This window comes from Isoptericola luteus, from assembly GCF_020297055.1.
Taxonomy (GTDB): Bacteria; Actinomycetota; Actinomycetes; order Actinomycetales; family Cellulomonadaceae; genus Isoptericola; species Isoptericola luteus.
Map to the genome: position 1 here is coordinate 151,249 of NZ_JAIXCQ010000008.1, position 24,800 is coordinate 176,048.

General features: G+C 71.2%; 19 protein-coding genes. 9 read left to right on the plus strand and 10 right to left on the minus strand.

The annotated features are described in order from the left end of the window. Both LEP48_RS12695 and LEP48_RS12700 read left to right on the plus strand, forming a co-directional pair. A complete protein-coding gene (locus LEP48_RS12695) occupies positions 1–348 on the plus strand; it encodes a YidH family protein (RefSeq protein WP_225565964.1) in 348 nt (115 codons plus the stop codon). 22 nt (positions 349–370) lie between these two features. Then, a complete protein-coding gene (locus LEP48_RS12700) occupies positions 371–1,009 on the plus strand; it encodes a Pr6Pr family membrane protein (RefSeq protein WP_225565965.1) in 639 nt (212 codons plus the stop codon). A gap of 116 nt (positions 1,010–1,125) precedes the next feature. Here LEP48_RS12700 and LEP48_RS12705 read toward each other — a convergent pair whose 3' ends face one another. Together LEP48_RS12705 and LEP48_RS12710 are read right to left on the minus strand one after the other, a co-directional pair. Beyond that, complete coding sequence (locus tag LEP48_RS12705; protein WP_225565966.1) at positions 1,126–2,820, minus strand: ATP-binding protein; 1,695 nt, start codon at positions 2,818–2,820, stop codon at positions 1,126–1,128. A 98-nt stretch (positions 2,821–2,918) separates the two neighbouring features. Further along, positions 2,919–3,341, minus strand: a complete 423-nt coding sequence (locus LEP48_RS12710) for a hypothetical protein (RefSeq protein WP_225565967.1) — start codon at positions 3,339–3,341, stop codon at positions 2,919–2,921. A gap of 64 nt (positions 3,342–3,405) precedes the next feature. Here LEP48_RS12710 and LEP48_RS12715 point away from each other — a divergent pair, with 64 nt between their 5' ends. Further along, complete coding sequence (locus LEP48_RS12715) at positions 3,406–4,137, plus strand: ArsR/SmtB family transcription factor (protein WP_225565968.1); 732 nt, start codon at positions 3,406–3,408, stop codon at positions 4,135–4,137. A 133-nt stretch (positions 4,138–4,270) separates the two neighbouring features. Continuing rightward, positions 4,271–11,875 carry a DUF5979 domain-containing protein gene (locus tag LEP48_RS12720; protein WP_225565969.1) on the plus strand — a complete coding sequence of 2,535 codons (7,605 nt, stop codon included), beginning with the start codon at positions 4,271–4,273 and terminating at the stop codon, positions 11,873–11,875. Between the two features lie 24 nt (positions 11,876–11,899). On the opposite strand, the gene LEP48_RS12725 is transcribed toward LEP48_RS12720, so the two are convergent. From LEP48_RS12725 to LEP48_RS12740, 4 genes are all read right to left on the minus strand, one after another. Beyond that, positions 11,900–13,366 carry an ATP-binding protein gene (locus LEP48_RS12725; RefSeq protein ID WP_225565970.1) on the minus strand — a complete coding sequence of 489 codons (1,467 nt, stop codon included), beginning with the start codon at positions 13,364–13,366 and terminating at the stop codon, positions 11,900–11,902. Between the two features lie 117 nt (positions 13,367–13,483). Then, entirely contained in the window at positions 13,484–13,903 is a 420-nt protein-coding gene (locus tag LEP48_RS12730) for a transferase (protein ID WP_225565971.1), read from the minus strand. Positions 13,904–14,051: 148 nt separating this feature from the next. Continuing rightward, complete coding sequence (locus LEP48_RS12735; protein WP_225565972.1) at positions 14,052–14,381, minus strand: adenine nucleotide alpha hydrolase family protein; 330 nt, start codon at positions 14,379–14,381, stop codon at positions 14,052–14,054. A 66-nt stretch (positions 14,382–14,447) separates the two neighbouring features. Further along, positions 14,448–15,338, minus strand: coding sequence for a LysR family transcriptional regulator (locus tag LEP48_RS12740; RefSeq protein WP_225565973.1), 891 nt, complete (start codon positions 15,336–15,338; stop codon positions 14,448–14,450). Between the two features lie 100 nt (positions 15,339–15,438). Between LEP48_RS12740 and LEP48_RS12745 the strand changes: the two genes are divergently transcribed. Together LEP48_RS12745 and LEP48_RS12750 are read left to right on the plus strand one after the other, a co-directional pair. Further along, positions 15,439–16,014 (plus strand): dihydrofolate reductase family protein, encoded by a 576-nt coding sequence (locus LEP48_RS12745; RefSeq protein WP_225565974.1) that lies wholly within the window; start codon positions 15,439–15,441, stop codon positions 16,012–16,014. A gap of 400 nt (positions 16,015–16,414) precedes the next feature. Further along, positions 16,415–17,899 carry a mannitol dehydrogenase family protein gene (locus tag LEP48_RS12750; protein ID WP_225565975.1) on the plus strand — a complete coding sequence of 495 codons (1,485 nt, stop codon included), beginning with the start codon at positions 16,415–16,417 and terminating at the stop codon, positions 17,897–17,899. A gap of 187 nt (positions 17,900–18,086) precedes the next feature. Here the strand turns inward: LEP48_RS12750 and LEP48_RS12755 are convergent, their stop codons facing one another. Beyond that, positions 18,087–19,277 carry an IS4 family transposase gene (locus LEP48_RS12755; protein WP_225565976.1) on the minus strand — a complete coding sequence of 397 codons (1,191 nt, stop codon included), beginning with the start codon at positions 19,275–19,277 and terminating at the stop codon, positions 18,087–18,089. A gap of 257 nt (positions 19,278–19,534) precedes the next feature. Between LEP48_RS12755 and LEP48_RS12760 the strand changes: the two genes are divergently transcribed. Next, the gene (locus LEP48_RS12760; protein WP_225565977.1) at positions 19,535–19,927 is read left to right on the plus strand and encodes a hypothetical protein; all 393 of its coding nucleotides are present in this window, start codon (positions 19,535–19,537) and stop codon (positions 19,925–19,927) included. Positions 19,928–19,986: 59 nt separating this feature from the next. Further along, on the plus strand, positions 19,987–20,607 hold the full coding sequence (locus LEP48_RS12765; protein WP_225566010.1) for an ABC transporter ATP-binding protein: 621 nt from the start codon (positions 19,987–19,989) through the stop codon (positions 20,605–20,607). An 80-nt stretch (positions 20,608–20,687) separates the two neighbouring features. Here the strand turns inward: LEP48_RS12765 and LEP48_RS12770 are convergent, their stop codons facing one another. Beyond that, entirely contained in the window at positions 20,688–21,179 is a 492-nt protein-coding gene (locus LEP48_RS12770; protein WP_225565978.1) for a hypothetical protein, read from the minus strand. Here LEP48_RS12770 and LEP48_RS12775 point away from each other — a divergent pair. Continuing rightward, positions 21,168–22,796 (plus strand): ABC transporter permease family protein, encoded by a 1,629-nt coding sequence (locus LEP48_RS12775; protein WP_225565979.1) that lies wholly within the window; start codon positions 21,168–21,170, stop codon positions 22,794–22,796. The two genes, LEP48_RS12770 and LEP48_RS12775, sit on opposite strands and share 12 nt — an antisense overlap. On the opposite strand, the gene LEP48_RS12780 is transcribed toward LEP48_RS12775, so the two are convergent. Both LEP48_RS12780 and LEP48_RS12785 read right to left on the minus strand, forming a co-directional pair. Next, a complete protein-coding gene (locus tag LEP48_RS12780) occupies positions 22,732–23,790 on the minus strand; it encodes a YihY/virulence factor BrkB family protein (protein WP_225565980.1) in 1,059 nt (352 codons plus the stop codon). The two genes, LEP48_RS12775 and LEP48_RS12780, sit on opposite strands and share 65 nt — an antisense overlap. A 59-nt stretch (positions 23,791–23,849) precedes the next feature. Further along, a complete protein-coding gene (locus LEP48_RS12785) occupies positions 23,850–24,797 on the minus strand; it encodes a sugar-binding transcriptional regulator (RefSeq protein ID WP_225565981.1) in 948 nt (315 codons plus the stop codon). Positions 24,798–24,800 lie beyond the last annotated feature (3 nt).

A 24,800-nucleotide genomic window follows, 5' to 3' on the forward strand; every position in this document is an offset into this window, starting at 1 on the left:
ATGGCACCAGAGCACGCCCCGTCGCTCGTCGGCCCCGAGCGGGACCGCGGGCTGCAGGCCGAGCGCACGGCACTCGCCTGGCGGCGCACGCTGCTCTCGTTCACCGCGGCCTGCGGGGTGGCGTGGCAGACCCTCCCGGCCGTGGAGGGGGCCTCGGTGCTCGTCCTCGCGGCCGCGCTCGCCCTGACACCCCCGCTGTGGTGGTTCGCCGGGCGGCACGCCCGGCACACGCAACAGCATCTCGGCGCGGCCGAGCCGCGGCTGCGGCACGGTCGGCGGATCGTGGTCATGTGCGGGGGCACGGCGCTGCTCGCTATCGCCGGCCTGGTCGCGATCCTCGTCCTGTGAAAATGCTGGTTCACTGACGCCCATGCACGTCATCGTGGGTCTGTTTCGGCTCTTCCTCGTGGTCCTCGCGCTCGTGGGCAACCGCGTCATCTGGCGCGACGGCGACGTGGAGGGCCTCGTCTACTTCACCAACCTCACGGGTTTCCTCGTCGTGGCGGTGTTCGGGTGGGCGGGCGTCGCCTCGCTGCTCCGCCGCACCCAGCCACCGGTGTGGGCCAAGGGCGTGGTGACGCTGGCGGCGTCGATCACGGGGCTGGTGGCCTGGCTCGTCCTCGCGCCCGAGGACCCGGACGCGCCCGCGGTGTTCCTCGGCCTGACCGACGGGCAGATCGAGCACGAGCTGGTGCCGATCGCCGTCGCCGCAGACTTCCTGCTGCTCGACGAGCACCGCCGCATGCGCCTGCGCGACGCCGCGGTGTGGATGGCGTTCCCGGTGCTCTACTTCGGCTTCGTCCTGGTGCGCGGGCAGCTCAGCCCGGGCAGCGAGTACCCGTACGGCTTCGTCGACCTGGACGCGCTCGGCTGGGGCGGGCTGGGGATCAACCTGGCCGTCTACGGCGGAGCCTTCTACGTGCTCGGGCTCGTGGTGGTCGGCCTCGACCGGCTGCTTCCGGCCCGCCCTCTCCTCGGTGGTGCCAGGAGGTCCGGGCTCACGGCGTGACATCTCGACGTCCGCCCTCGATGAAGGTCACGGAGGGCAGGCCGATGCCTCACCTGGTAGACGCCTTCGACGGCCTCGAACGGGCCCCGCTCGACGACGCCGCGCACGGCGAGCGTTCAAGCCTCGGTAGGCGGGGGATCGGCGAGCACGTAGTGCGCTCCTCGTCGCTCGCCCCGCAGCTCGAGGTCGCCGTCGTCGACCATCGACCGTAGCAGCGTCGTAGCGGCTGGTGGAGCGATCGCGCATAGCTCCGCCGCCGTGGCCCGTGTGATGCTGCCGTGCGCTCGCACGTAGGTGAGCACCATCGGGCGCTGCTGGATGCGGTCGAGTCCGCGGACACGGACGTAGCCCGGATCGGAGTGCAGCGCGCGGTAGGTGGCCGCCGAGAGGTGATACCGGCGTCCTCGTCCGGATCCTCGTGGTTCGACAAGACCTGCCTCGACCATCTTCGTCAACGAGGCGCGAGCCTCGCCCTCGGTCCTCTGCAGGAGCCGAGCCGCCTCGGCCACGCTGAGATCGCCTTCGCGCCGCAGTTCGTGCAGTACCTGGAGGACGGAGAGCGGCATCGGGCCGCCCTGCACCGACTCCTTCTCGAAGACGAACCTGGCCAAGGCAGCGTCGGCGTCGGACGTCGCGAACGACGCCACGACGGCGTCCGACGTGCTGCGAGAGTAGTCGGGCGCGTCGCGGCCGATGCGCAACGTGCTCTCGAACATCCGAGGGATGCCACGGCCTGTGCGCTCGACGATCCCGACTCGCTTGAACGCGTCGGCCAGGGTTCGGCTTCGCGGTCGGCTGTGGTCGAGGATGTTGTCCAGCGTGATGCCGCGGGGGAACGAACCAGGGCTCGAGATCACGACCGCGTCGTCTCCGACCTGGAGCCGCACCGCACCTGTCATCGTGTAGTCGCGGTGCACCAGCGCGTTGGCGATCGCCTCCCGCAGGGCGAGTTCCGGCACGCGGGGGAGCGCGATGCGTACCAGTCCGGCGTCGACCTCCTCCTCCGTGTTGTAGGGCGAGAAGCGGTTGAACAGCTCTTCCGCAGACTTGAGCAGTCCTCCGACGACCTGTTCATTGACCTTGACGTCCGAGCCGTGCATGACCTGGAAGAACGTCTCGTGGGTCGGCGCGAAACGCGCGAGCGCGTCGGCCGTGCCGAAGAGGAGCAGCGCGCCCATGAGCGGTGTCGGCCCGGCCGTTCCGGGCTCAGTGACGCCGAGCGACCGCGCGATCTCGACGTCCGAGAGCACGGCGAGCGTGCCGTCGCCTGGCTGGCTGGCTGCGAGGCGTCGGAACCGGTCGAACTCGGCCGGGTCCAGGTCGGCCCAGGTCGCACCGTGTACGCGAAGCGTCGCGTAGTCGGACTCGCCTGTGCTCGTGGTCCTGCTCAACATCTCGTGCAGGGGGTATGGCGTGCACTCAGGCATCCCGTCGTTGCGGAGCGCGCGCCGTGTGTAACGGCCAGTCGTGGTGCCGATGGGCGTCGTCGCTTCATCCACCTCGATCGCGGTGACGTCCTGGGATGCGATCGAGAGCAGGGACACACGGGTGGAGAGTGGTGGAATCGTCGCGTTGGCGATCGCGGCTTGCACTCGGAACGGGTCCGTCCGACCTCCGTGCCGCGGTCGAGCACCTGTGACGGTCCCGTCGTCCTCGACCCCGAGGAACAGCACCCCACCGGTGCCGTTGGCCAGGCAAGCCACCGCTTCGGTGAGTTCCCGATCCGCGTAGGCGTGCCGCTGCTCGCTCTTGAACTCGACCTCGAGAGTCTCGCCCTGAGCGATGAGGTGTGCCGCCTGCTGAGCGTCCATGCCGCTCAGTATGGGGAGTTATATAACTTGGAGCAAGAGGCGGAACGAGTTATATAACTTCCATTCCACTGATGCCTGCCTGGCCGGCTCCGCACGGATCAGGGCCGAGCCGCGACCTGGCGCTCACCCCACGCGCGGGCGACCTCGGCGCACGCGGCGTGGTGGGCCGGGTCGACGACGAGGACGAGGTTGCCGGCGTGGTCGCTGTACTGCGCCTCGACGTTCACGCCGGCGTCGGCGAGCAGCGCGGCCACGGTGCCGAGCTGGCCCGGCGTCTCCTGGTCCAGACGCAACATCACGACGTCGTGCAGGCAGGCGGGCCCCAGGCCGGCGTGCTCGACGGCGTCGCGGGCAGCCGGGCCGTCGAGGACGAGGTAGTGCGCGACGGCGGTCGAGCCGGTCGCGAACACGCCCCCGCCTTCGAGGCTCACCCCCGCCTCGCCGAGAGCTCGGCCCAGCGCGGCCAGCGTGCCGGGGTGGTGGGCAAGGACGATCTCGAGGTCCTGCATCGTGGTGGTCATGTCGGCACCGTACGGCGGAAACGCTTCGGCGGCGGCCGAAACGTCGTCGCCGTACCGTGGCCCGATGAGCGTGAGGGTGGGCCACCGGGCGGGCAAGGACGTGAGCGGCAGGGACTTCACGGCGGTCGGACGCGCCCTGGCGGCGCCGGTGCGGTCCACCGTGCTGAACCTGCTGATCGACGGCAGCAGCAGGCCCGCGGGCGAGCTCGCGCGCGCCGCGGGCGTGCGGCCGTCGACGGCCAGCGAGCACCTCGCCGCCCTGGTGGACGCCGGCTTCGTGGTGGCGGAGCCGCGCGGGCGGCAGCGGTTCTTCCGGCTCGCGGACGCCCGCGTCGCCGACGCGCTGGAGACGCTGGGGGAGCTGTGCCCGCCCGCGCCCGTCGTCAGCCTGCGGCAGTCGCGGGAGCAGGCGCGGCTCGCCCGCGCCCGGCTCTGCTACGACCACCTGGCAGGGCGGCTCGGCGTGGCGGTCACCGACGCCATGGTCGGCCGTGGCTGGCTGGGCGACGGGCTCGTCGTCACCTCCGCCGGGAGGACTGGCCTCGTGGACAGGGGGGTCGACGTCGACGCGGCCGGGAGCGGTCGTCGCCCGCTCACCCGCGCCTGCCCGGACTGGACCGAGCGGCGTGAGCACCTCGCCGGAGCGCTGGGTGCCGCCGTCGCCGGGCGGTTCCTCGCCGCCGGCTGGGTCGCGCGGCGTGGGAGCACGCGGGGCCTGGCCGTCACCGAGGCGGGGCTGGTGGCGCTCGCGGACGAGTGGGGCGTGCCGGCGGACCTGCTCGACGTTCCCTGCTGACCTCGGCGCCGAGCCCCGTGCCCGGGGCGTCCGTTCGCCGCGCGCGATCGCGCTACGTCTGACACCGTCGTAGGTGGCGGTCGTCCGCGAAGGCGCGGGACGGAGCCAGTCACCGGAGTGCGGGAGGGCACCGATGGTGGAGGGTCACGGGACGGCGCGCCGGTCGGCGCGGCGCCGCAGGAGGCGTCGCGGCAGGCGCCGCTTCAGCAGGGGATGGTCGGCGCTCGGGGCCGCCGCGATCGCGCTGCCGATGCTGCTGGTGCCCGCGACCACGGCGTCCGCGGCGGAATGGGGCGGCAGCAAGACCGTCACCAGCGGGCCGGGCCCGTACGAGCCGGGCGAGAACGTCACGTTTGTCCTGACGTTCTCGTGCTCGGACCCCAACGACGACCCGTGCGCCGACACGACCATGACGGACCCGCTGCCCGCGCCGCTCGAGATCGTCAGCGCGGACGTCATCAGCGGGGACGGCGAGGTGGTGGCGGACCCCGGCACGAACACCGCCGTCTACACCAACCCCGGCGAGATCCCCACGGGCGACCAGGTGCAGATCAGCGTCATCGCGACGGTGCCGCCCGACACACCACGCAGCTTCGACGGCACCGACGTCACGAACAGCGCGACGATCGTGTCGGACAACGCTCCCGAACTCCCGGTGGAGGCCGACGTCCCGCTGACGGTGCCGCTGGTTCTCGACTCGGAGACCAGCAAGTCGATCGACCCCGAGGGGGCGATCGCGAGCCCCGGCACGACGGCGACCATGACCCTCGGGGGCAGCAACGGCTCCAACGACCCGGTGGACACGCTGGTCCTCCAGGAGCCGGCGCCGGGGACGGTCCCGAACCCCTTCACGTACCTCGGCTTCACCGGGTTCGGCGACGTCTCGTGGCCCGCCGGCGCGACCTCCGCGGAGGTGACGTTCGCCTGCGCGGACGGGTCGACGCCGGCGGAGACCACGACCGACGTCGACACGCTCCCCGGCCCGCCCGCCGGGTGCGTGGTCGAGGGCTTCACCGTCGAGTTCACCGGCGAGATCGAGCAGGGTGCCGCCGCGTCCGTGCCCGTGGTGGTCGAGCAGACCGAGGCCGTCACCGGGCTCACCGCCTCGACGACGGTGGCGAACACCGTGTCCTCGAACGTCACCGACGCCGAGGGCGGCGCGTCCGAGCCGACGACGGCGAGCGACACGTACGTCATCACGCCGCCGAACAACGCGGTGACGGCGGCCAAGTCCTTCGACCCGGAAGTGGTGAGCGCCGGCGACCCGACGACGGTCACGATCGGCGCCACGAACGACGGGGACCCGATCACGTCGATGACGATCACCGAGCCGTCGCCGGGCACCGACAGCCCCTTCGAGGGCGACGACCCGCTGACGTTCACCGGGTGGGGCACGGACGACGACGGGGACGGCGTCGGCGACGGCACGGTGCAGTGGCCCACGGGCGCGGACGCCGCGACCGTGACGTACTCCTGCGCCGAGGGCGGCACCGAGGTCGTGGACGCGACGGCTCCGGACACGCTGCCCGACCCGCCGGCGGGATGCACCGTCGTCGGGTTCGAGGTCGAGTTCACGGGCGAGATCGTCACCGGCGCGACCGCCTCGCTCCCGTTCACCGCGGACACCGACCCGGACCAGGCGGAGGACGACGTCCTCCATCCCAACGAGATCACCGCGATCATCCCCAACGCCGAGGACACCGACGCGGCGACCGTGGAGACGCTCACAGACCGGCTCGCGACGGAGACGACAAAGCAGATCTCCCCGTCGACGTTCCCCGCCCTGCCGGGCCAGACTGTCGTCGTCCAGCTCCCGTCGCAGCTCCTGCCGTTCGGCGAGGACGGGTCGACGACGAACGCGGACCAGGTGATCGTCCAGGACCCGACCGACCCGACGAGCCCCGACGAGTGGTCCCAGAACTTCGTGCCGACGAGCGTGCGGTCCACGGACGTGCCGACGGAGTCGACGTTGACGGTCAACTACTGGGACGGCGACTCCTGGGAGCCCGCCCCCGGATGCACCTTCGTCGGGCCGACGACGGCGAGCTGCGACCTGCCGGACGACGCACAGGGTGTCCAGTTCGTCTACGACTCCACCGGGGACGGGTTCCCCCCGGGAACGAGCTTCCAGCCGAACTTCACCGCCTCCTACACCGGCCCGACCGACCGGGACGCCCCGATCGAGAACTGCGGCGCCTCGAGCGCATCGTCGGGCGCGGTGCCGCCGACGGAGCCGGCGGTGGGCTGCGACACGGTGGACCCGTTCCCGGTGCCCACGGACCCGGGCGAGCTGGACTTCATCAGCAAGAACTTCCTGGGAGAGGACCCGCCTACTGTGCGGGCGCGGACCCAGGACCAGGTGACCGCCGAGATCACCTGGTCCACCAACGGGTTCTCCGGCGTCGACCCGATGGTGGTGAGTGACATCGCCGACCCCGAGGGAACGGCCGTCGACCAGTCGTTCTACGACGCCTTCGACCTCGTGAGCATCGGGGAGATCGACGCCGGGGTCGACCCGCTCATCGAGTACGACGCGATCGTGGGCGTGGAGCTGTACGACGGGTCCACGTGGACCCAGGCGGCGAACTCCACGTGCACGACGGCGACACCCTGTGACGGCGGGATGCCGGCCGTGCCGCTCACCGGCGCGGAGCAGGCCTCGACCGTCTCGGTGCGGATCACGTACGTCGAGTCGCCGACCCGGTCGGCGGACGACGATCCCACGGTGCCGCACCCCGGCGAGGGCGTGGCCCGCTCCACCCAGGCGGACGGGCGCCACCTGGACCTGACCTTCCAGCTCCGGGACGTACGGCGCAGCGACGGGGAGCCGGTGCTCGGCTCCACCGAGGGCACCATCTACAACCTGCCGGACGATCCTGGCACGGTCCGCGACACCGCGAGCGGCACCGCCACGTTCGACGGCACGGACTACACCGACTCGGACCTCGACGACGTCCTCGTCCTCGACCAGCCGGTGAACGTCTCGATCACCAAGGACTGGACCGGTGGCCCGCTCTCCGTGCCGCCGGACGGCACCCCGGACGAGGCCTACCCGTCGACGCATGCCGTCATCACGTCGACCAACGACTCCGTCCAACGGGTCGACACCCTGCGGATCGCGGAACCGAGCACGGCGAACGACGAGCTGGTCGTCGACCCGGAGACCGCTCCAGGCACGCAGCCGTTCGACGCGTTCACCCTGATCGCCCTCGCGGTCACCGCACCGGAGGGGACCGGCACCACGACGGTCACGCTGACGTCGGTGGGCGGGGGGACGGCCGACTACACGGAGGCCGAGGCGGAGGCGCTGACGGCCGCGGACCTCGCCGACGTCGTCGGCGTGGCCGTCGAGTTCGACGGCCGCATCGTCTCGGAGGCGCAAGGCGTGCTGGACCTGACGCTCCAGCTGCGCGAGCTCGACCGCTACACGGGCGAACGGATCACCGTGGACGGCTACTCCCCGGTGCCGAACAGCGCCGGGACGGAGCTGATCGAGCCGGGCGGCACGGCCGATCAGCAGCCCCAGGCCTGGGACACCGCGGACATGGAGCTGCAGGACGCCGCGATCTCGATGGTGCAGACCAAGTCGTTCGACCCGACCACGATCGTCGAACCGGGGTCGGACGCCGAGCCCAACCCGACGTCGGTCCTGACGATCACCGGGCAGCCCACGGGCCCGTCGCGCGCCGTCGAGATGACGCTCACCGACGTCGACGGCAGCTTCTGGAACCAGTACGACCTGGTCGGCTTCGGCGGCTCCACCCTGACCGCGCCCATCGACCAGGTCCAGGTCGACGCCTGCGTCAGCGGGACGTACGACGAGACGAGCGACACGTTCGCCGACTGCACCTGGACCAACGGCACGCCGTCCGGCGCCTTTGCGCTGCCCGCGGGCGTCGACCCGGCGACAGTCACCGGCCTGCGCCTCACCTTCACCCGTGCTGACGGCGCCATCTGGGAGAACCCGGCCAACCCGGTGCAGGCGGTGGACCTCGAGGTCCAGGTGCGCGACACCCTCCGGTCCGACCCTGGTACCCCGGTGCCGAGCGACCTGGCGCAGAACGACCCGGCCCCCGGCGAGGACGCGCCCGGGATCGCGACCAACGACGTCACCTCGACGGTGACAGGTGCCGACCTCGTGCCCGACCCGGACGACCCGACAGGCCCGCTGGTCCCCGTGAGCGGCGACGCCGAGGCGACGTCGACCATCACCTACCAGCACACGACGAACGGCGTCGAGATCGTCAAGGCCTTCGACGGCGTGATCAGCGGCGGCATCGAGGCTCCGGCTGACGTGTTCCCCATGACCCTCAGCGTCACCAACTCCGGGAACCGGCCGGTCTACGACCTCGACGTCGTCGACGCCCAGATGCCCGTCGATGCCGAGGGTCCTCAGCTGCGGCTCGCCGAAGACGTGGACCCGCAGATCACCTATGCGCTCGAGGGCGCGGCGCCCGACCCGGCCAACGGCGACCCGTTGCCCACGACGGAGGCGGGGACCGGCGACCAGGTGACCGCCGACGTCGAGGGCGACCTGGAGGCCCTGGAGTTCACGTTCCCGGAGGGGACGGTGCTCGAGGTCGGCCAGACGTACACCATCACGGTCATGGTGCAGTTCCGGGTCGGGATCGAGCCGCAGACCCTCGTGGAGAACACGGCCGGCGTCACCGGCGACCGTCCCTGGGACGTCTGCCAGAACGAGAACGCGGCGGGGGAGCCGATCGACGGCACCCTCGACGCCGAGACCGGGCAGTGCCTGGCGAGCGCCGACGTCACGCCGACCGCCGCGGCCACGCTCCAGCAGCGCAAGCTCGTCCGGGCGACGAGCGACGAGTACCCGCTGGGGATCATCGTCGACCCCGGCCAGTCGGGAGACGTGACCCCCGAGGAGTGCGAGGCGGACGCGGACGGTTTCTACGCCTACCCCTGCACTCCCGTCGTCCCGCCCGGCCAGAACGAGACCTGGCGCATCCGGGTGGACAACGTCGGCAACCTGCCGATGGACACGCTCGTGCTCTACGACCGGCTCCCGACGCCCGGTGACACCGGGACCATCACCGACCCCCCGCGCGGTTCCCAGTGGACGCCGGTTCTCACCAACGATCCGCCGCCGGTGCTGGCCGAGGCGCCGGAGGGGGCGGAGGCGACGTTCTACTACACCACCTCGGACGTCCTCTGCGAGGACGACATCGACACGCCGCTCGACCCGACGTGCCCGACCGATCCCGCGACGGGCTGGGCGGAGCTCACGGCGGACGTGAGCGAGGACGTCTACTCCCAGGTCACCGCGTTCAAGGCGGTCGTGACCTTCGACGAGGCCAGCCTCTTCGAGCCGGGCGACTTCGTCGCCCTCGACGGCACCACCACGACCCCGTCCGAGGCTCCCGAGGCGGGGGACGAGTCGATCGCCTGGAACTCCGCCGCGGCGGGCGGCATCGTCATCGCGCAGTCGGGCGACCGGTTCAACCAGGTGCCGGCCGAGGGCGTCAAGGTCGGCGTCGCCACGGCGACGGGCTCCCTCGAGGTGAACAAGGCCGTCACGGGTGACGGCGCGGGGTACGCGCCGGGCACCTTCGACGTGATCGTGCAATGCACGTCGGCGGTGGGGACGTGGGTCGAGACCGAGCTGGACCCGATCACCGTGACGGTGACACCGGGTGTCTCGGTGACCGTGCCCAACCTGCCGTACGGCGCCGAGTGCACGCTCACGGAGGACGACGGCGCCGGGCAGACGGACTTCACCGTCGACCCCGCGTCGGTGACGATCCAGGAGACCGCGGCCGCGGGGATCACCATCACCAACTCGTACGACCTCGCGAGCCTCGAGCTGTCGAAGGCCGTCGAGAGCGACGCCGTCGACCAGGACGGCGACCCCGTGTCGTACGGGCCGTTCGAGGCCGCGGTGGAGTGCACGTTCCTCGACGAGGAGGTCGTCGCGGACGGGTACGTGCCCGGCAGCCCGATGGTCGTCGAGCTCTCCGGGGACGGCGCACCCGTGGCGCTCACCGGACTGCCGGTGAACTCCGCGTGCACGGTGACCGAGACGGTCACCGCCGGTGCCGCCGCGACGTCGATGACCGTCGCGCAGCCTGGCGAGGACCCCGTCACCACCGGCGGCACGTCCGTCGACGTGACGATCGTCCCGGACGGCGTCGTGACCATCGGGACGCAGGTCGGCGTGACCAACACGTACGACGTCGGTGCGATCGACCTGCAGAAGGTGGTCGACGGCGAGGGTGCGCAGGCGTACGGAACGGGTCCGTTCAGGATCACCGTCACGTGCACCTACGACGACGACGGCGACGGGCCGCTCGCACCGCGCCCGGTCTACGACGGCACCGTGGTGCTGGGTGGTGCCGGGCCGCTCGACGCGGAGATCGCCAACCTGCCCGCGGGCGCGGTGTGCGAGGTCGCCGAGGTCGACGACGCCGGCGCCACCGGGGCGGTCGTCGTCCCGGACACGGTGACCGTCGGCGCCGACGAGACCGCGGAGGTCGTCGTCACGAACACGTTCGACGTCGGCACCGTCGAGGTGGTCAAGGAGCTCGCCGGCCTCGGGGCGCTGTACGGTCCGGGACCGTTCGAGGTGGAGCTGGCCTGCACCTACGACGGAGTCGAGCTCACGGTGCCCGGCGGTGCCACCCGGGAGTTCACCCAGGGTGATCCCGCCGTCTACGACGGTCTGCCGGTCGGTGCCGAGTGCACCGTCACCGAGACGGACACCTTCGGTGCGTGGTCCACCACCATCACGGTGGATGACGGCGAGCCGCTGGACGGCACGACGGTGGACGTCGTCGTGCCGGACGCGACCGACGGCGACCCGACGACCGTGACCGTCGACATGACGAACACGTTCGAGACGAGCCCGCTGGTGGTGCGCAAGGTGGTGGACGGCGACGGCGTGGCCTTCGCCCCGGCGATGCCCGACGTGCCCGACCTGCCGACGACGCTCGAGGAGCTTGCCGACTTCGACTTCGGCTCGATCCCGTTCGAGGAGCTCCCGTACGCGGTCACCCTGGAGTGCACCGACAGCCAGGGTGATGTGGTCGAGGTCGTCCCCGGCGGGCCCGACCGCCGGTTCGGACCCGGCTTCCCGGCGCTCTACTTCGGGCTCCAGGACGGCGACACGTGCACGGTGACGGAGACGGACGACGGCGGGGCGACGTCGATGGCCATCAGCCCGGACCCGGTCGTGGTCGACGGGGAGGCGACGTTCGAGGAGCCTGTCGAGGTGCTGGTGACGAACACCTACGACACGGGGGCGATCGTGGTGGACAAGGTGGTGGAGTTCGAGGGCGCGCCGTACGACGTCGGGCCGTTCGAGGTCGCGCTCGAGTGCACCTTCCAGGGTGCGGGCATCGACGTCCCGGGCGGGGCGGCGCGGGAGATCGCCGCCGGGGACACCGTCACCTACGACGGGCTTCCCGTCGGCGCCGACTGCGTGCTGACCGAGACGGACGACGGTGGCGCGGCCGTGGTGGAGGTGTCGGGCGTCGACGACGGCGAGCCCGGAGCGGTGACGGTGGCAGCCGACCCGGCGTCGGTTGCTGTGACCAACACCTTCGGCCCGTCGCCGCCGCCGCCGGCGCCGGCACCGGGGCCCGACCCCGGCACCGACGCTGCGTCGCCGGCCTGGCTTCCCCGCACCGGTGGCGACGTCAGATGGCTCATCGGTCTCGCGGTGCTGGTGACGGCCGCGGGAGTGGTTCTGCTGACCGTGCGCCGTCGCGCCTCCTGACCCGCGCCTCGTCGACGTGGGTGCTCAACCGGAAGACGAGGCCCAGGCGCCGAGCAGTTCCTCGGCGCCGAAGGCCACGTCGGCGCCCGCTGGAAGACGCCCGGACGGGCTGATCGCGGCGAGCAGGGCCGCGTCGCTGCGGGGGACCCGGTCGCGAGCTCGGCGGAGCGCGTCGACGTCGCGATCCGTCAGGCCGCCCGTCGGGCGCCACTTGATGGAGCCGAGCAGGGCCGAACGCTCGGGGGTCGTCGCGACGACGTCCACCTCCACCTGGCCGTCACGTGTCCACCAGGGGTGCACGGCCTCGACGCCCGAGAGACGGGTGTCGGTGCGCGCGAGCCGGGCCAGCGCCTCGCGGACCACGGGCTCGACGCTGCGACCGCGCCAGCTCGACCAGTCACGCTCGAACGCGGCCACCGCGAGGTCGTCACGACCGCGCGCGATCTGCTCGACCCGCCGTTCCACGTAGCGGAACCAGAAGCGCAGGTAGGGGTCCGTGACGCGGTAACGGCGCAGCCTGCCCGAGGCGGCCGCCCAGGCGGGAGTCTCCCGCTCGACGAGCGACTTCGTCTCGGTGAGCGTCTTCAGCGCGCGCGTCGCCGCGGTCTCAAGCGCCTTTCGCTCCGACGCGTCCTTGATCGCGGAGGTCACGTCGTTGAAACCGGGGCTCGCCGTGTCGTCGGCGCCGATGGCCGCCAGGACGCGGTACGCCGCGGGCGCATCGGGGAACTCGGCGTCCAGGGTGATCCGGGCAGTCGTGACGAGCGGGCTGTACCGGTCGCTCAGGGATGCGCGGACGTAGTCCTCGGTGCCGGCACCGTGCCGCGCCAGGTCGGTGACGAGCCGCGGGTACCCGCCCGTGACCAGGTAGGCGTCGAAGACCTCGAACGCGGCGCGGCCGGGAAGCGCTCCCGCCATCTCGGCAGGGTCGAGCGGCGGCACGACGCACGGACGCAGCCGTCCGAAGAGCGGGCGGCCGTGCGTTGCCAGGCGTTCCATCATCGCGACGTCCGAGCCGATGAGGATCATCAGCACGGGGAGGCGTTCCAGCAGCCGGTCCCACTGCGCCTGGAGCTCGCCCTCAAGGGTCGGGTCCCCGTGCACCATCCAGGGGAACTCGTCCAGGACGGCGATCACGGGCCCCGAACGGGCTGCCACGGCGAGGCGAGCGAACCAGTCCCGCCAGGTCACCGCGGGAGTCTCGGTCAGCAGCTCGGCGTCCGGCAGAGGGCGCTGAGAGTCGACGATCGCCCTGGTGGCGTCGTCGAGCTGGCGCTGCAGAGGGGACCCGTAGACGCCGGGGACGAACACCGAGGGGACGCTGGTGGACGCGACGAACCGTTCCACCACGGTCGACTTTCCCACTTGTCGTCGGCCGCGGATGGCGACGATTCGTCCGGACCGCTGCTGCACGACGGCGTCCAGGTGCATCTGCAACGCCCTGGCCACCACCGGCCGTTGAACGTACTCGGCACGCGTCGTATCATTCATGGGGCGCATGCTACATGTGGCGTAGGTTAACTCGCCTGATAGCGATCCTCCCGACGGGAAGGCTCGAACAGTGCCGACCTGCGGAACGAGCAGGGCGTCGCGCTCGGCTCGGAAGGCTCAGGCGGCGGTGCCGTAGTCTCCGCGCCGGCGCTCCGAGCGCACGACGGTGCCGGCCGGGACGAGCTCGTCGGGCAGGACGACGGCGCCAGGCTCCACCGTGACGTCGACGCCCAGGCGGGCGCCGTCGCCGACCAGGGCGCCGTCGCCGACGATCCCGCGGACGCCGACGTGCACGTTGCTGGCCACCCGGGCGTTCGGGCCGACGACGGCGTCGGTGTCCACCCAGCTGAACCGGCCGACGCGCGCGTGGTCGGCCACGCGCGCGCCCGCCTCGACGTACGCCCCGCGCTCGACCGTCGCGTCGGGATGCACCTTCGCCTGCGGGGAGACGTAGCCGTCACCGTTGTCGTGCCGGACATACCGCGTGATCTTGCCGGGCTCGTGCTCGACCTCGACCTTGCGGGGAATGCGTCGCACGTTGCTCCTTGCTCCTCGGGTCCTCGGTGTCGCTGACATAACGCATGGACATAACGCTCGGACGGGCCCCAGGATTCCCGACATGTCGAGCGGTGCGCAAGGAGCCGGTGGACGCCACTCGCAGGGGCCTCCGGCGGAGATCCGGTGCTCAGTGTCCCCACGGGGCGGGGAGCTCGTTCCAGTCGACGACGCTGAGCGTGACGGTCAGGACCGGACGGTGCTGATGGTGCGACAGGTGGGCCGCGACGGACCCCTCGAAGAGCCCGCGCAGACGCGCCGTCGCGCCGTGGGCACGGGTGCCGACCACGGCGGCGTCGACGTAGGCGAGGTGCAGTGCGGGCGCACGGATCGCCCGGGCGAGGGACAGCGCGGTGAGGACCACGAGGTCGGGTTGGCCCGGCACGATCCCGACGACCACGGGGCGGCCGCCGAAGTGGACCATGCGGTCGACCGCGGGCTGCGGCACCGAGCGGGCCATGGCGGACCTCCTCACGCGGCCGGACGATCCTGTCCGCCGCTACCTGTGATCATCCGTCGCCGGTCGTCAGATCGCTCGCGAACCGAGCTCGCGGGCGGCGTCGACGAACGCGCGGATCTCGGGGGTCTCCCGCTCCCGCAGCCAGACGAGCACCCACTCCGTGTCGGGGACGTCGAGGATCGGAACGTAGACCACGCCGGGATGTGTGTAGTAGCGCGACACGTGCGCGTTGAGCGGCGTGACGGCCTCGCCCGACGCGACGACGGTCAGCACCTCGTGGAACGTGCGCGCCACCGGGCCACGCAGGACGGGGCGGCCGGACGGCGTCCGGCGAGGTGCCATCGCCTCCTCCCAGTACCCCGGGACCGCGGGCCCGAGATCGAGGACCGTGTGGTCCCCGAGGACCTCGATCGACACCGCCTTCTCGCCGGCGAGCGCGTGCTCCGCCGGCACGGCGAGGACCCGGCCCTCGGTGAGCACCCGCGGCCCCACGACGATGTCGGGCTCGCGCACGGGTGACCACGTCACCTGGACGTCCGACTCGTCGTCGCGCAGCGCGCCGAAGGGGTCGGAGAAGTGGAACTCGCGCCGCTCGACTGCGCATCCCGGGTGTCGCTCCGTGAACGCGTCGATCACGGGCCGGAGCTCGTGCCCGATCACCCCCATCGCCGCGAGGCGCAGCGTGCCCTCGGGGCGTTCGTCGGACCGGCTGGCCGCCGCGATGCCGGACTGGATCAGCTCGTAGCCCTGGCGCAGGTCGTCGCGCAGGCGGGCGCCGACGGCGGTGAGCTCGACGCGCCGGCTCGTGCGCTCGAACAGCGTTGTCCCCATGCGGCGCTCCTGACGGCTGATCGCCTGGCTCACGCGCGCAGGGGACACGTGGAGCCGCTCGGCGGTGCGCCCGAAGTGCAGCTCGTCGGCGAGCGTCAGGAAGATCTCGATGTCCCTCAGGTCCACGCGGTCACCCTCTCCGTCGTCCTCGATCGTTCACGCCCCGTGAACGATCGCCCCAGGATGCGTCATTGATCGTGCATCGGCGGAATCCGAGGCTGGAGCCATGAGACGACTCACCTATTTCGTGGCCCTGTCTATCGACGGCTTCCTCTCGGGGCCGGACGACGAGGTCGACTTCTACCCCTCCAGCGACGCGTACAGCGCGCGGATGATCGAGACCCTCCCGGACGTCCTGCCCACCCATGTCCGCAGTCAGCTCGGTGTCGACGACGAGCCCCAACGAACGTTCGACACGGTCGTCATGGGCCGGCGGACCTACCAGCCGGCTCTCGATCTCGGGATCACCAGCCCGTACAAGCACCTGCGCCAGTACGTCGTGTCGACGTCACAGCCGGAGCTCGACGCGGACGTGACGATCGTGCGGGACGACCCGGTCGGGCTCGTCCGCGCGCTCAAGGCCGAGGACTCCCCGCTCGACATCTATCTCGCGGGCGGCGGGATCCTCGCGGGTGCGCTCCTCGACGAGATCGACCGGCTCGTCGTCAAGCTCTACCCGGTGGTGGCAGGAGCGGGCCGCAGTGCGTTCGGGTCCGTCAGGTTCCGGCCGACGAGGTACGACCTGACCGACGTCGTGACGTTCGAGGGCGGCAATGCCGTGCTCACCTACGACCGTGGCTGACCGCGCCGCGCCCCGCCCGACGCCCTCCGGCCGACGATCCGGTGGGTGGACGACCCACGGGTGACGGTGGAAGCACGGAGCGGTCAGAGCGTCCTTCGACGCCCCGACCGCTCCGTGTGCATGCGTGTGCATCCGTGTGCAGGGTCAGCGCTTACGCGCCTTGACGAGGGTCTCGGCGCCCCTCTCGCGCTTCTGCGCGCGCTTCTCCTTCAGGGTGAGCGCAGGCTGCTTCTTCGAGCTCTTGGTCACGTGAGTTCACCTCCACTCGCCTCCAGCTGTGTCGAGGAACTGGCCACCATAGCCAACTTCCTCCCGACAAACGAGCGTGCTCATATGTGTCGTGCACCGCGCTCGTTTGCTACGTTGGCCGTCGGGCCAGACGAAGGAGCGAGGACGCACCATGACCGCACTGCGCGACGAGACCGTGGGAGACCTGACCGGCGGGGACCTCCCGGTCGCCGTACCGACGTACGACCGGTCGGCGCTGCGCGCCGGCATCGTCCACCTCGGTGTCGGGGGGTTCCACCGCGCGCACCAGGCGATGTACCTCGACCGGCTGATGACCGAGGGCAAGGCGCTCGACTGGGCGATCTGCGGCGTCGGCGTCCTGCCCCACGACGCCCGGATGCGCGACGCCCTGATGAGCCAGGACGGGCTGTACACGCTGGTGCTCAAGCACCCGGACGGCACGCTCGAGGGCCGCGTCATCGGGTCGATCGTGGACTTCCTGCTCGCGCCGGACGATCCGGAGGCGGTCATCGAGAAGATGGCCTCGCCCCAGATCAGGATCGTCTCCCTGACCGTCACCGAGGGCGGCTACAACGTCCACCCGGTGACGGGGGAGTTCGACGCCCAGGACCCGGCGGTCGTGGCCGACCTCGCGCCGGGCGCCGTTCCTGCGACCACGTTCGGGCTGGTCACGGAGGCGCTGCGCCGTCGTCGGGACCGCGGCGTCACGCCGTTCACCGTGGCCAGCTGCGACAACATCCAGGGCAACGGCGACGTCGCGCACCGGATGTTCACCGCGTTCGCGCGCCTCAAGGACGCCGAGCTCGCCGGCTGGATCGAGGCGAACGTGCCCTTCCCGAACTCGATGGTCGACCGCATCACGCCCGTGACCACGGACGACGACCGGGCCATGGTCGCGGACCGGTTCGGCATCGACGACGCCTGGCCCGTGGTGGCGGAGCCGTTCACGCAGTGGGTGATCGAGGACCGGTTCGCGGACGGTCGCCCGCCTTACGAGGACGTCGGAGCGCAGCTCGTGGACGACGTCGAGCCGTACGAGCTCATGAAGCTCCGGCTCCTCAACTCCAGCCACCAGGCGCTGTGCTACCTCGGCTACCTCGCCGGGTACCGGTACGCGCACGAGGTCTGCTCGGACCCGGCGTTCGTGCAGTTCCTGCGCGACTACATGGCTCGCGAGGGCGAGCCGACGATGCTGCCCGTGCCCGGCATCGACCTCGCCGCGTACCAGGACACGCTCATCGAGCGGTTCGCCAACCCCCACGTGCGCGACACCCTCGCACGGCTGTGCGCCGAGTCGTCCGACCGCATCCCCAAGTGGCTGGTCCCCGTGATCCGGGCGAACCTCGCGTCCGGGGGCGAGATCCACCGGTCGGCCGCCGTCGTCGCCTCCTGGGCGCGCTACGACGAGGGCGTCGACGAGCAGGGCGAGCCCATCGAGATCGTGGACCGGTACGCAGACCGGCTCAAGGCCGCCGCGGCGAGGAACCGCGAGGACCCGCTGGCCTTCGTGCGCGACGAGGAGCTCTTCGGGGACCTGGCCTCCCAGCCGCGCTTCGTCGAGGCGTACACCGCGGCACTCGACTCGCTGCACGCGCTCGGTGCCCGGGCGACGGTGGTGAAACTGGCCGGCGCCTGAGGACAAGAGCGCATGTGCCGGACATTAGCGGCAACGCCATTCGGTGAGCCGTCGGGTGCGTGCGTCAAGACGGTGGTCTGGATCGTGACGGGGCGGGTGCGGCGGTCGGCGTTGCGTTCCTTGGCGCGGTACATGGAGATCGCGCGTTTGATGATGCGGGCGCGGATTCGTGGGCGGCGTGCGGGCATCAGGGCCTCCAGGACGGCGGTGCCGATACGGCCCACGAGGTCGATCGTGGTGTCGTTGATGATCCCGGTGGCGCGGATGACCTGGTCGCGGGCGGTTTTCGGCGCGATGTGAACGAGGCCCGGTCCGGGTCGATGTCGGGCCGGGCCAGAACGGCGTCGGCCATGGCGGTCCGCAGGATCTGGTAGGTGGCCAGTAGTGCCCAGGTCTCCTGGACGACGGCGGCGGGGTGACGAGCGCGTAGGACCCGCCCGCCCAGGATCGTGGACTTCGGCTCGAGGTAGGACGTCTCGATCTCCCACCGCTGGTGGTAGAGCCGCACCAGTGTGATCGCGGGTGCCTCGCGGGGGTCGGTGAGCGTGGCCAGTAGCCGGTAGGTCCCGGACTGGGTGGTGCCGTCCGGGGCCCTGGAGATGATCTGCGCGTCGATGACCCGCACGGACACGTCCCCGGCCCTGGTCAGGAACGATCCGTCGGCCAGCCGTTCCCCGACGGGCAGTTTCATCGCGTTCGTGCCCGTCTTGGCGCGGATCAGCAGGTCCGCGCCGGTCTGGGAGACCTGGGCCAGGAACCGGTAGGTCGCGAAGTTCCGGTCGGCGAGCAGCAGCATCCCGGCCCGTAGACCACCGGTGGCGGCCAGCTGGGCGGCATAGGTCAGTTCCCCGACCTTGTCGGTGCCGAACACCGCCTCGATCACCGACCGGGTGCCGCAGGCCACGACCGCGACCAGGCGCAGCATCGGATACCCCGCAGCGCCGTTCGGCCCGGGCGACGGCTTGGGGAACACCGCCAGGTTCGCCGGGCTGTGCGCCACGGCGATCTGGGTGCCGTCGATCGCGACGACCAGCCTCTCGGCGAACCGCGCCGCCTGCCTAGCGGTGGTCGCGGCACCACCCTTGAGCAGGTCGAACAGCGCCTTGAGCGATCCGGGACCGACCCGCCGCATCGCCTCGGTCACCGACGCGGGCGCGGGCGCGGGCTGCTCACCGGGCAAAGAGGCGGTCAGCCTCGCCCAGACCTGCCCCCATCCCAGATGCTCGAACAGGCCCCCGGCGAGCAGCAGGTAGACCACCACCCGTGACGGCAGCAACCGCACCCGCCGCTGCACGCCGACGGCCGCGGCCAGGACCGCGTCGACCATCTCGAACGGCACGAGGCGAGTCAGCTCGCCCAGGTGCCCAGGAGCCGACACGCCCGGAGCATGACGGATGACAGAATCGGACACAGCAGCCTTTGTGGAGGTGGGCACGTCTTGGCGGACAAGACCACTTCTACAAGGGCCGCACCCCTATGACCAGGCACAACAGCGACTTGACCTCAAGTCGAGACCCGCAACCGAACGGCGTTGACATTAGCGGTGAGTCGCCCTAGGTTCCTGCGAGGAGGAGCACCCTGTGGCCACGCCCTTGTGGCCAGCCCTTGTGGCCACGCCCTCGACGTGGAGGTGTCGTGAAGGCTCGCACAATGGTGGGTTCGATCGTGCTGGCGGCTCTGCTCGCAACACCGACCGCAGCGCACGGGATCCAGGCCACGCTGCACTCGACAGCGACGGGTGTCGACTCGTGGAATTTTGATCAGGGCAACACCGCGACGCAGTTCTTCAAGGCGGGAGTCAAGGTCAAGGACACGGCTGCCGACAACCACGCGGTCTACTCCACCTACACCCTCCGGGATCTAGCGGTCGGCAGGACCGAGGCCGAGGCGCGGAGGAACAACCACGGTGGATACGGCTCGACGGCCACGGTCGGTGGTTACACGAACCACAAGGTGGTCAAGCACCGGGGATCCGTCGATATCCAGTTGCTCCCCGACCGGCACGGGGCCTGGCGGTACCCGAGCTGATGCTTTCCGGGACGCCGGCGGTCGTCCTCGACGAAGTCGAAGTCGTCGTCGGCCACGCGGTGGCGCTCCCAGCGACGGACCTGTGTCTGGCGGAGGGCGAGATCCTCGCATTGATGGGTCCGTCTGGCAGTGGCAAGACGACGCTGCTCGACTGTGTGCTCGGCACCCGGCTTCCGACGTCGGGCAGGGTGACCGTGCTCGGGGTCGACCTCGGCGGTCGGTCTCCTTCCGAGGTCAGTCGACTGCGACGACGTTCCATCGGAATCGTCGCGCAGAACCCTCAGCTGCTGCCTGAGCTCTCCGTGGTCGAGAACGTCGCCGTCGCCCTCCTGTTCAACGGAGTGCCGCGCCGGCGGGCGCTAGCGCGCGGGCAGGCGGTGCTCGAGGAGGTCGGGCTTTCGGACGCGATGACCAAGAGACCGGGCCACCTCTCCGGTGGAGAGGCACAGCGGGTCGCGCTGGCCCGTGCGTTGGCGCAGGACGACGTCAGGCTCCTCGTGGCGGACGAGCCGACGGCCGCCCTTGACGAGGCATCAGTCATCGCCACGACCGACCTGCTCGTCGGGACGGCCAGGACTCGAGGCGTGTCAGTCGTCGTCGCGACCCACGACCGCGCGGTCGCGGCCCGATGTGACCGCGTCCAGATGCTCCGGCACGGCAGCCTCATGACTCCCTCGTGATCACGGCCGTCAGGCTCGCCCTGAGGCTCGCTCTGAGCCGTGATGCTCGTCAGCGGTGGCGTCAGGTGAGCATCATCGGGTCAGCGGCGCTCGCTGCGTTCGTCCTCGTCCTCGGTGTTGTGGTCGTGGCGGCGTCCGCAGAGGTCGAGGCGAAGCTCTCTGCGCGGATGCCGATCTCGCCGACGGACGACATCGGCGAGAGCCTGCTGACGCTGACGCCGCGAGGGTTCGTCATCGAAGATCAGGAAGTGTTCCTCCGGTGGATCGAGCCGTTGCCGGGGCACGAGGATGATCCCGATGTCGTGCCGCCGGGCCTTGCGCGACTTCCGGAACCAGGCGAAGCGGTCCTGTCCCCGGGCCTCGTCCAGCTCGGTTACGACGCCGCCGATCTCGGCCTCGTGTCGTCCGGAGCCGGCACGGGTGTCGACGGGACGATCGGACCCGAGGGTGTCGGGACTCAGGACGAGCTTGTCGTCTGGGTGCGTCCCGAAGAGGGTCGGAGCCTCGAGGGTGAGGGGATCGCGGTCGTGCGCTTCCCCTCGTCGACCGAGGTCGCGGCGATGGAGGATCATGAAGACGTCCTCGCCGACTATCCGATGCTCCGTCTCACCGAGGCATCCACGCTGGTGCTCACGTTCTTCGTCATCCCCGCGCTGCTGATGCTCGTGCTGTCCACAAGGGCCAGGTCCGAGGTGCGGACGGAGCGCTCGGAGTTCCTCCTGCTTCTCGGGGTCTCACGCACCTTGGTGCGGGGGATTCTCGCGCTCGAGGGCGCCGTCCTCGCAGGCGTCGGCGCCCTGGCAGGAGCGTTCGTCCACGTGCTGATCGGGCCGACGTTCACCACCGTTCCGTTGACGGGGACAAATTTTCTGCCTGGGGCGCTGCAGGCGCAGCCCTTCGCCCTGCTCGACGGCTCGGCCCTGGTCGTCGCGACCGCCGCGTTCGCCTGTGCTGCGGGCAGGCTCGAGCCGTCCCTACGGCTGCGGCCGATGCGTCGGGTGAGCGGCTGGCGGGCCGTGCCGGTGCTCCTGGGCACCTTGGCCGTCGCGAGCACGGCACTGCTGAAGATCGACGGCACCGCCCTGTTCGTCGTGGGTGTGCTGTTCGTCGCGTTGGGCTTGCCGGTCTCCGCGGCTTGGTTCGCCCAGCAGGCGGCTCGGGTCTGGGGGAGAAGGCCTGACCCGGCCGTGTGGATGGCGTCGGCGAGAATCGTCCACGACCCTCAGCGGGCCGCCCGGGTCGCGGCCCTTCTCGGCCTTTCCGTCTTCCTCGGGGCGACGAGCGTGTCCATGTATCTGGGGCCGATGGGCGGGATGACCTCGGGGTCGAGCTCGTCGTCGGGTGCGGCGGCTGCTTACTCCGTGGATTGGTTGGACGGCCGTGACGGCGATCTCATGACGCTCACGCAACGGATGGCTGACATCGACGACGCGGTGCTCGTCCTGCCCGTGGGTCACGAGGCGTCCGCTGACGACTACCGTGTTCCAGCCGTCGGGCTCGACGACTGCGCCACGCTCGAGCCGTTGGCCGGATTCCTGGGCGGCGCGCCGTGCGACTCCTCTGGGGCGCCGACGAGCCAGGTGCGCGACACGTTCCGCGAGGCTCTCGACCTTGAGATCGTCGAGACCTCTGGGCTCGTGGGCGGGAGCGGATCCGGCGACTCGCAGGTGATCAGTGCTGCCCTGCTGTTGGCGGACCACTCCGTGTCCGCGGCGAGCGTGCATCACGCCGGCGCACCACTGCCCGGGTTCAACCCGGCCGACCTTATGAGCACCCGCATGTCCTGGGGAGTGATCGCGGGATGGATCGCCGCAGTGTGGGCGATATCGGTCCTCACCCTGGGCGCCGCCGTCCTCCGCGAGCTGATCGAGCACGCGCGCGAGGTGCACCGTGACACCCGGCGCCTGGTACTCATCGGACTCGAGCCAGCAGAGTCGGCACGTGTCGGCCGGTGGACGCTCCTCATACCGATTGCGGCGACGATCCCGGTGAGCTTCGTCTGCGGCCTTCTCGCCTCGTTCTTCGGGACGGGGCCCGAGGTCACGCGCTACACGCCGGCATGGATCACGCTCTACACGGTGATCGCGCTGGTCATGACGGGCGTCGCGGTCGCGGCGGGCGGCCTCATGACCGCGGCGGACCGTCGTCGCGGGCGGCGGACTCGCGGACCGCGCGCGCTTCAGCGATAGCGTCGCGCCGCTTAGCTTCCTTCTTGTCGCTGGCGCGCGTGTCGCGTGGCGGGAGCTGGATGGACTCCTCGGCGGCGATACCGCCCTGCAGCTCGCGGCTGCGCTCCAGCTCGGCGTCGAGCTCGGCTCCGAACAGGAGCGCGAGGTTGGTGATCCACAGCCACAGCAGGAACACGATCACGGTGCCGAGGAGCCCGTAGGACCCGTAGTTGCCGAAGTTCGCCACGTAGAAGCCGAAGGCGGCCGACGCGATCGCCCAGACGACGATCGCCACGAGGGCGCCGATGCTGATCCAGCGGAACTTGGGCTGCCGCACGTTCGGCGTCAGGTGGTAGAGCAGGGCGACGACGATGACGACGAGCAGCAGCGCGAACGGCCACTTCGCGATGTTCCACACGGTGATCGCGACGTCGCCCAGCCCCACTGCCGAGCCGACCGCGCGCGCCACGGGTCCGGACAGCACCAGGCTCGCGACGACGAGGGCCGCGAGGAGGACGACGACGAGCGTGACGAGGAGCATGATCGGGCGCAGCTTCCAGATGGGGCGCCCCTCCTCGACCTCGTACACCCGGTTCATGGCCCGCCCGAACGCGTTCACGTAGCCGGAGGCCGACCACAGGGCGATGACGAGGCCGACGACGAGGGCGAGCCCGGCGCCCGTCGAGCCCACCAGCTGCTCGACGAGGGGCTGGATGATCGCCAGCGTCTCTTCCGGCAGGAAGTCGCTGAGCGTCGTCAGGATCGAGTCGATCGCCGCCTTGGGGTCGCCGACGAAGCCGAGCAGGGACACCAGCGCCAGCGTGGCGGGTGCCGCGGCCAGGACGGCGTAGTAGGTCAGTGCGGCGGCCAGGTCGGTGCACTGGTCGTCCATGAACTCGCGGACGGCCCCCTTGAACGCCAGCTTCCACGACGGCTTGCGCAGGTCGGGCGGGGAGTCTGGCTTGCGCGGGTCGTCGGGGGCGGGTTCGGTGCGATGCTCGCCGGTCTCGGTCATGCGTACCTCCCTGGTGACCCCCAGGTTCGGCCGGGTCGCGGTGTTCCGCACGTCGAGGCTCAGGCCGAGGGCGCCTCGAGCAGGTGCTCCATCTCGAGCGCGGCGGCCTCGTCGCACACGAGGACGGTGGCGACGCCGCCCAGCACGGCGGCGCGCAGCCCGGCTCCGGCCTGGGCGCCGTAGCCCACGGCCACGACCTCGGGGGTGCGCACGAGCTGGTCGAGGGTCACGCCGACGACGCGGGCGTCGAGCGGCGTGACGACGCGCCGCCCCGCGGCGTCGAACAGCCGCCCCGAGCACTCGGCGATCGCCCCGCCGGCGGCCGCGGCGCGACGCTCGTCACCGGTGACCTGCGGGTAGACGGTGGAGCCGGTGTCGGTCCAGGCGCCGACGGCGACGACGGCCAGGTCGAGGCTGTCCGCACGGTCGAGGGCGGCGGCGATCTCGGTCTGACGGCGCATGCCGGCGGCGGTGGACGGGTCACCGACGAGCAGCGGCGACCATACGGGCCACGTGCGCACGCCCGACATCGAGCGGAAGGTCTGGGTCAGCCCGAGCGAGTCGCCGGCGCCGCTGACGGGCAGCGCCCCGACGAGCTGGACGACGTCGCACGGGGGCAGCGTGCCGAGGTGGTGCACGGCCGCCTCGACCGTGCGCGACCAGGAGATGCCGATCGTGGTGCCGGCGGGCGCCCGCTCGGCGAGCACGCGGGCGAGGGCGTGCGCGACGGAGGTGCGGGTGCCCTCCGCGTCCGAGCCGGACGGCACGACGACCACCTGCTCCGCGCCGAGGGCGTCGGCGAGACGCCGGGACCGTTCGCCGTCCAGGTGGGCGGGCGGGGTGATCTCGATGCGCACGATCCCGGAGTCCCGGGCCTCCGCGAGCAACCGGGCGACCTGGAACCGGGACACGCCGTAGCGCTGCGCGATGTCCACCTTCGACGATCCGTCGAGGTAGTAGTCGCGGCTCACGTCGACGAGGAGCCGCGCGTGCTCGGGATCGGACACGGT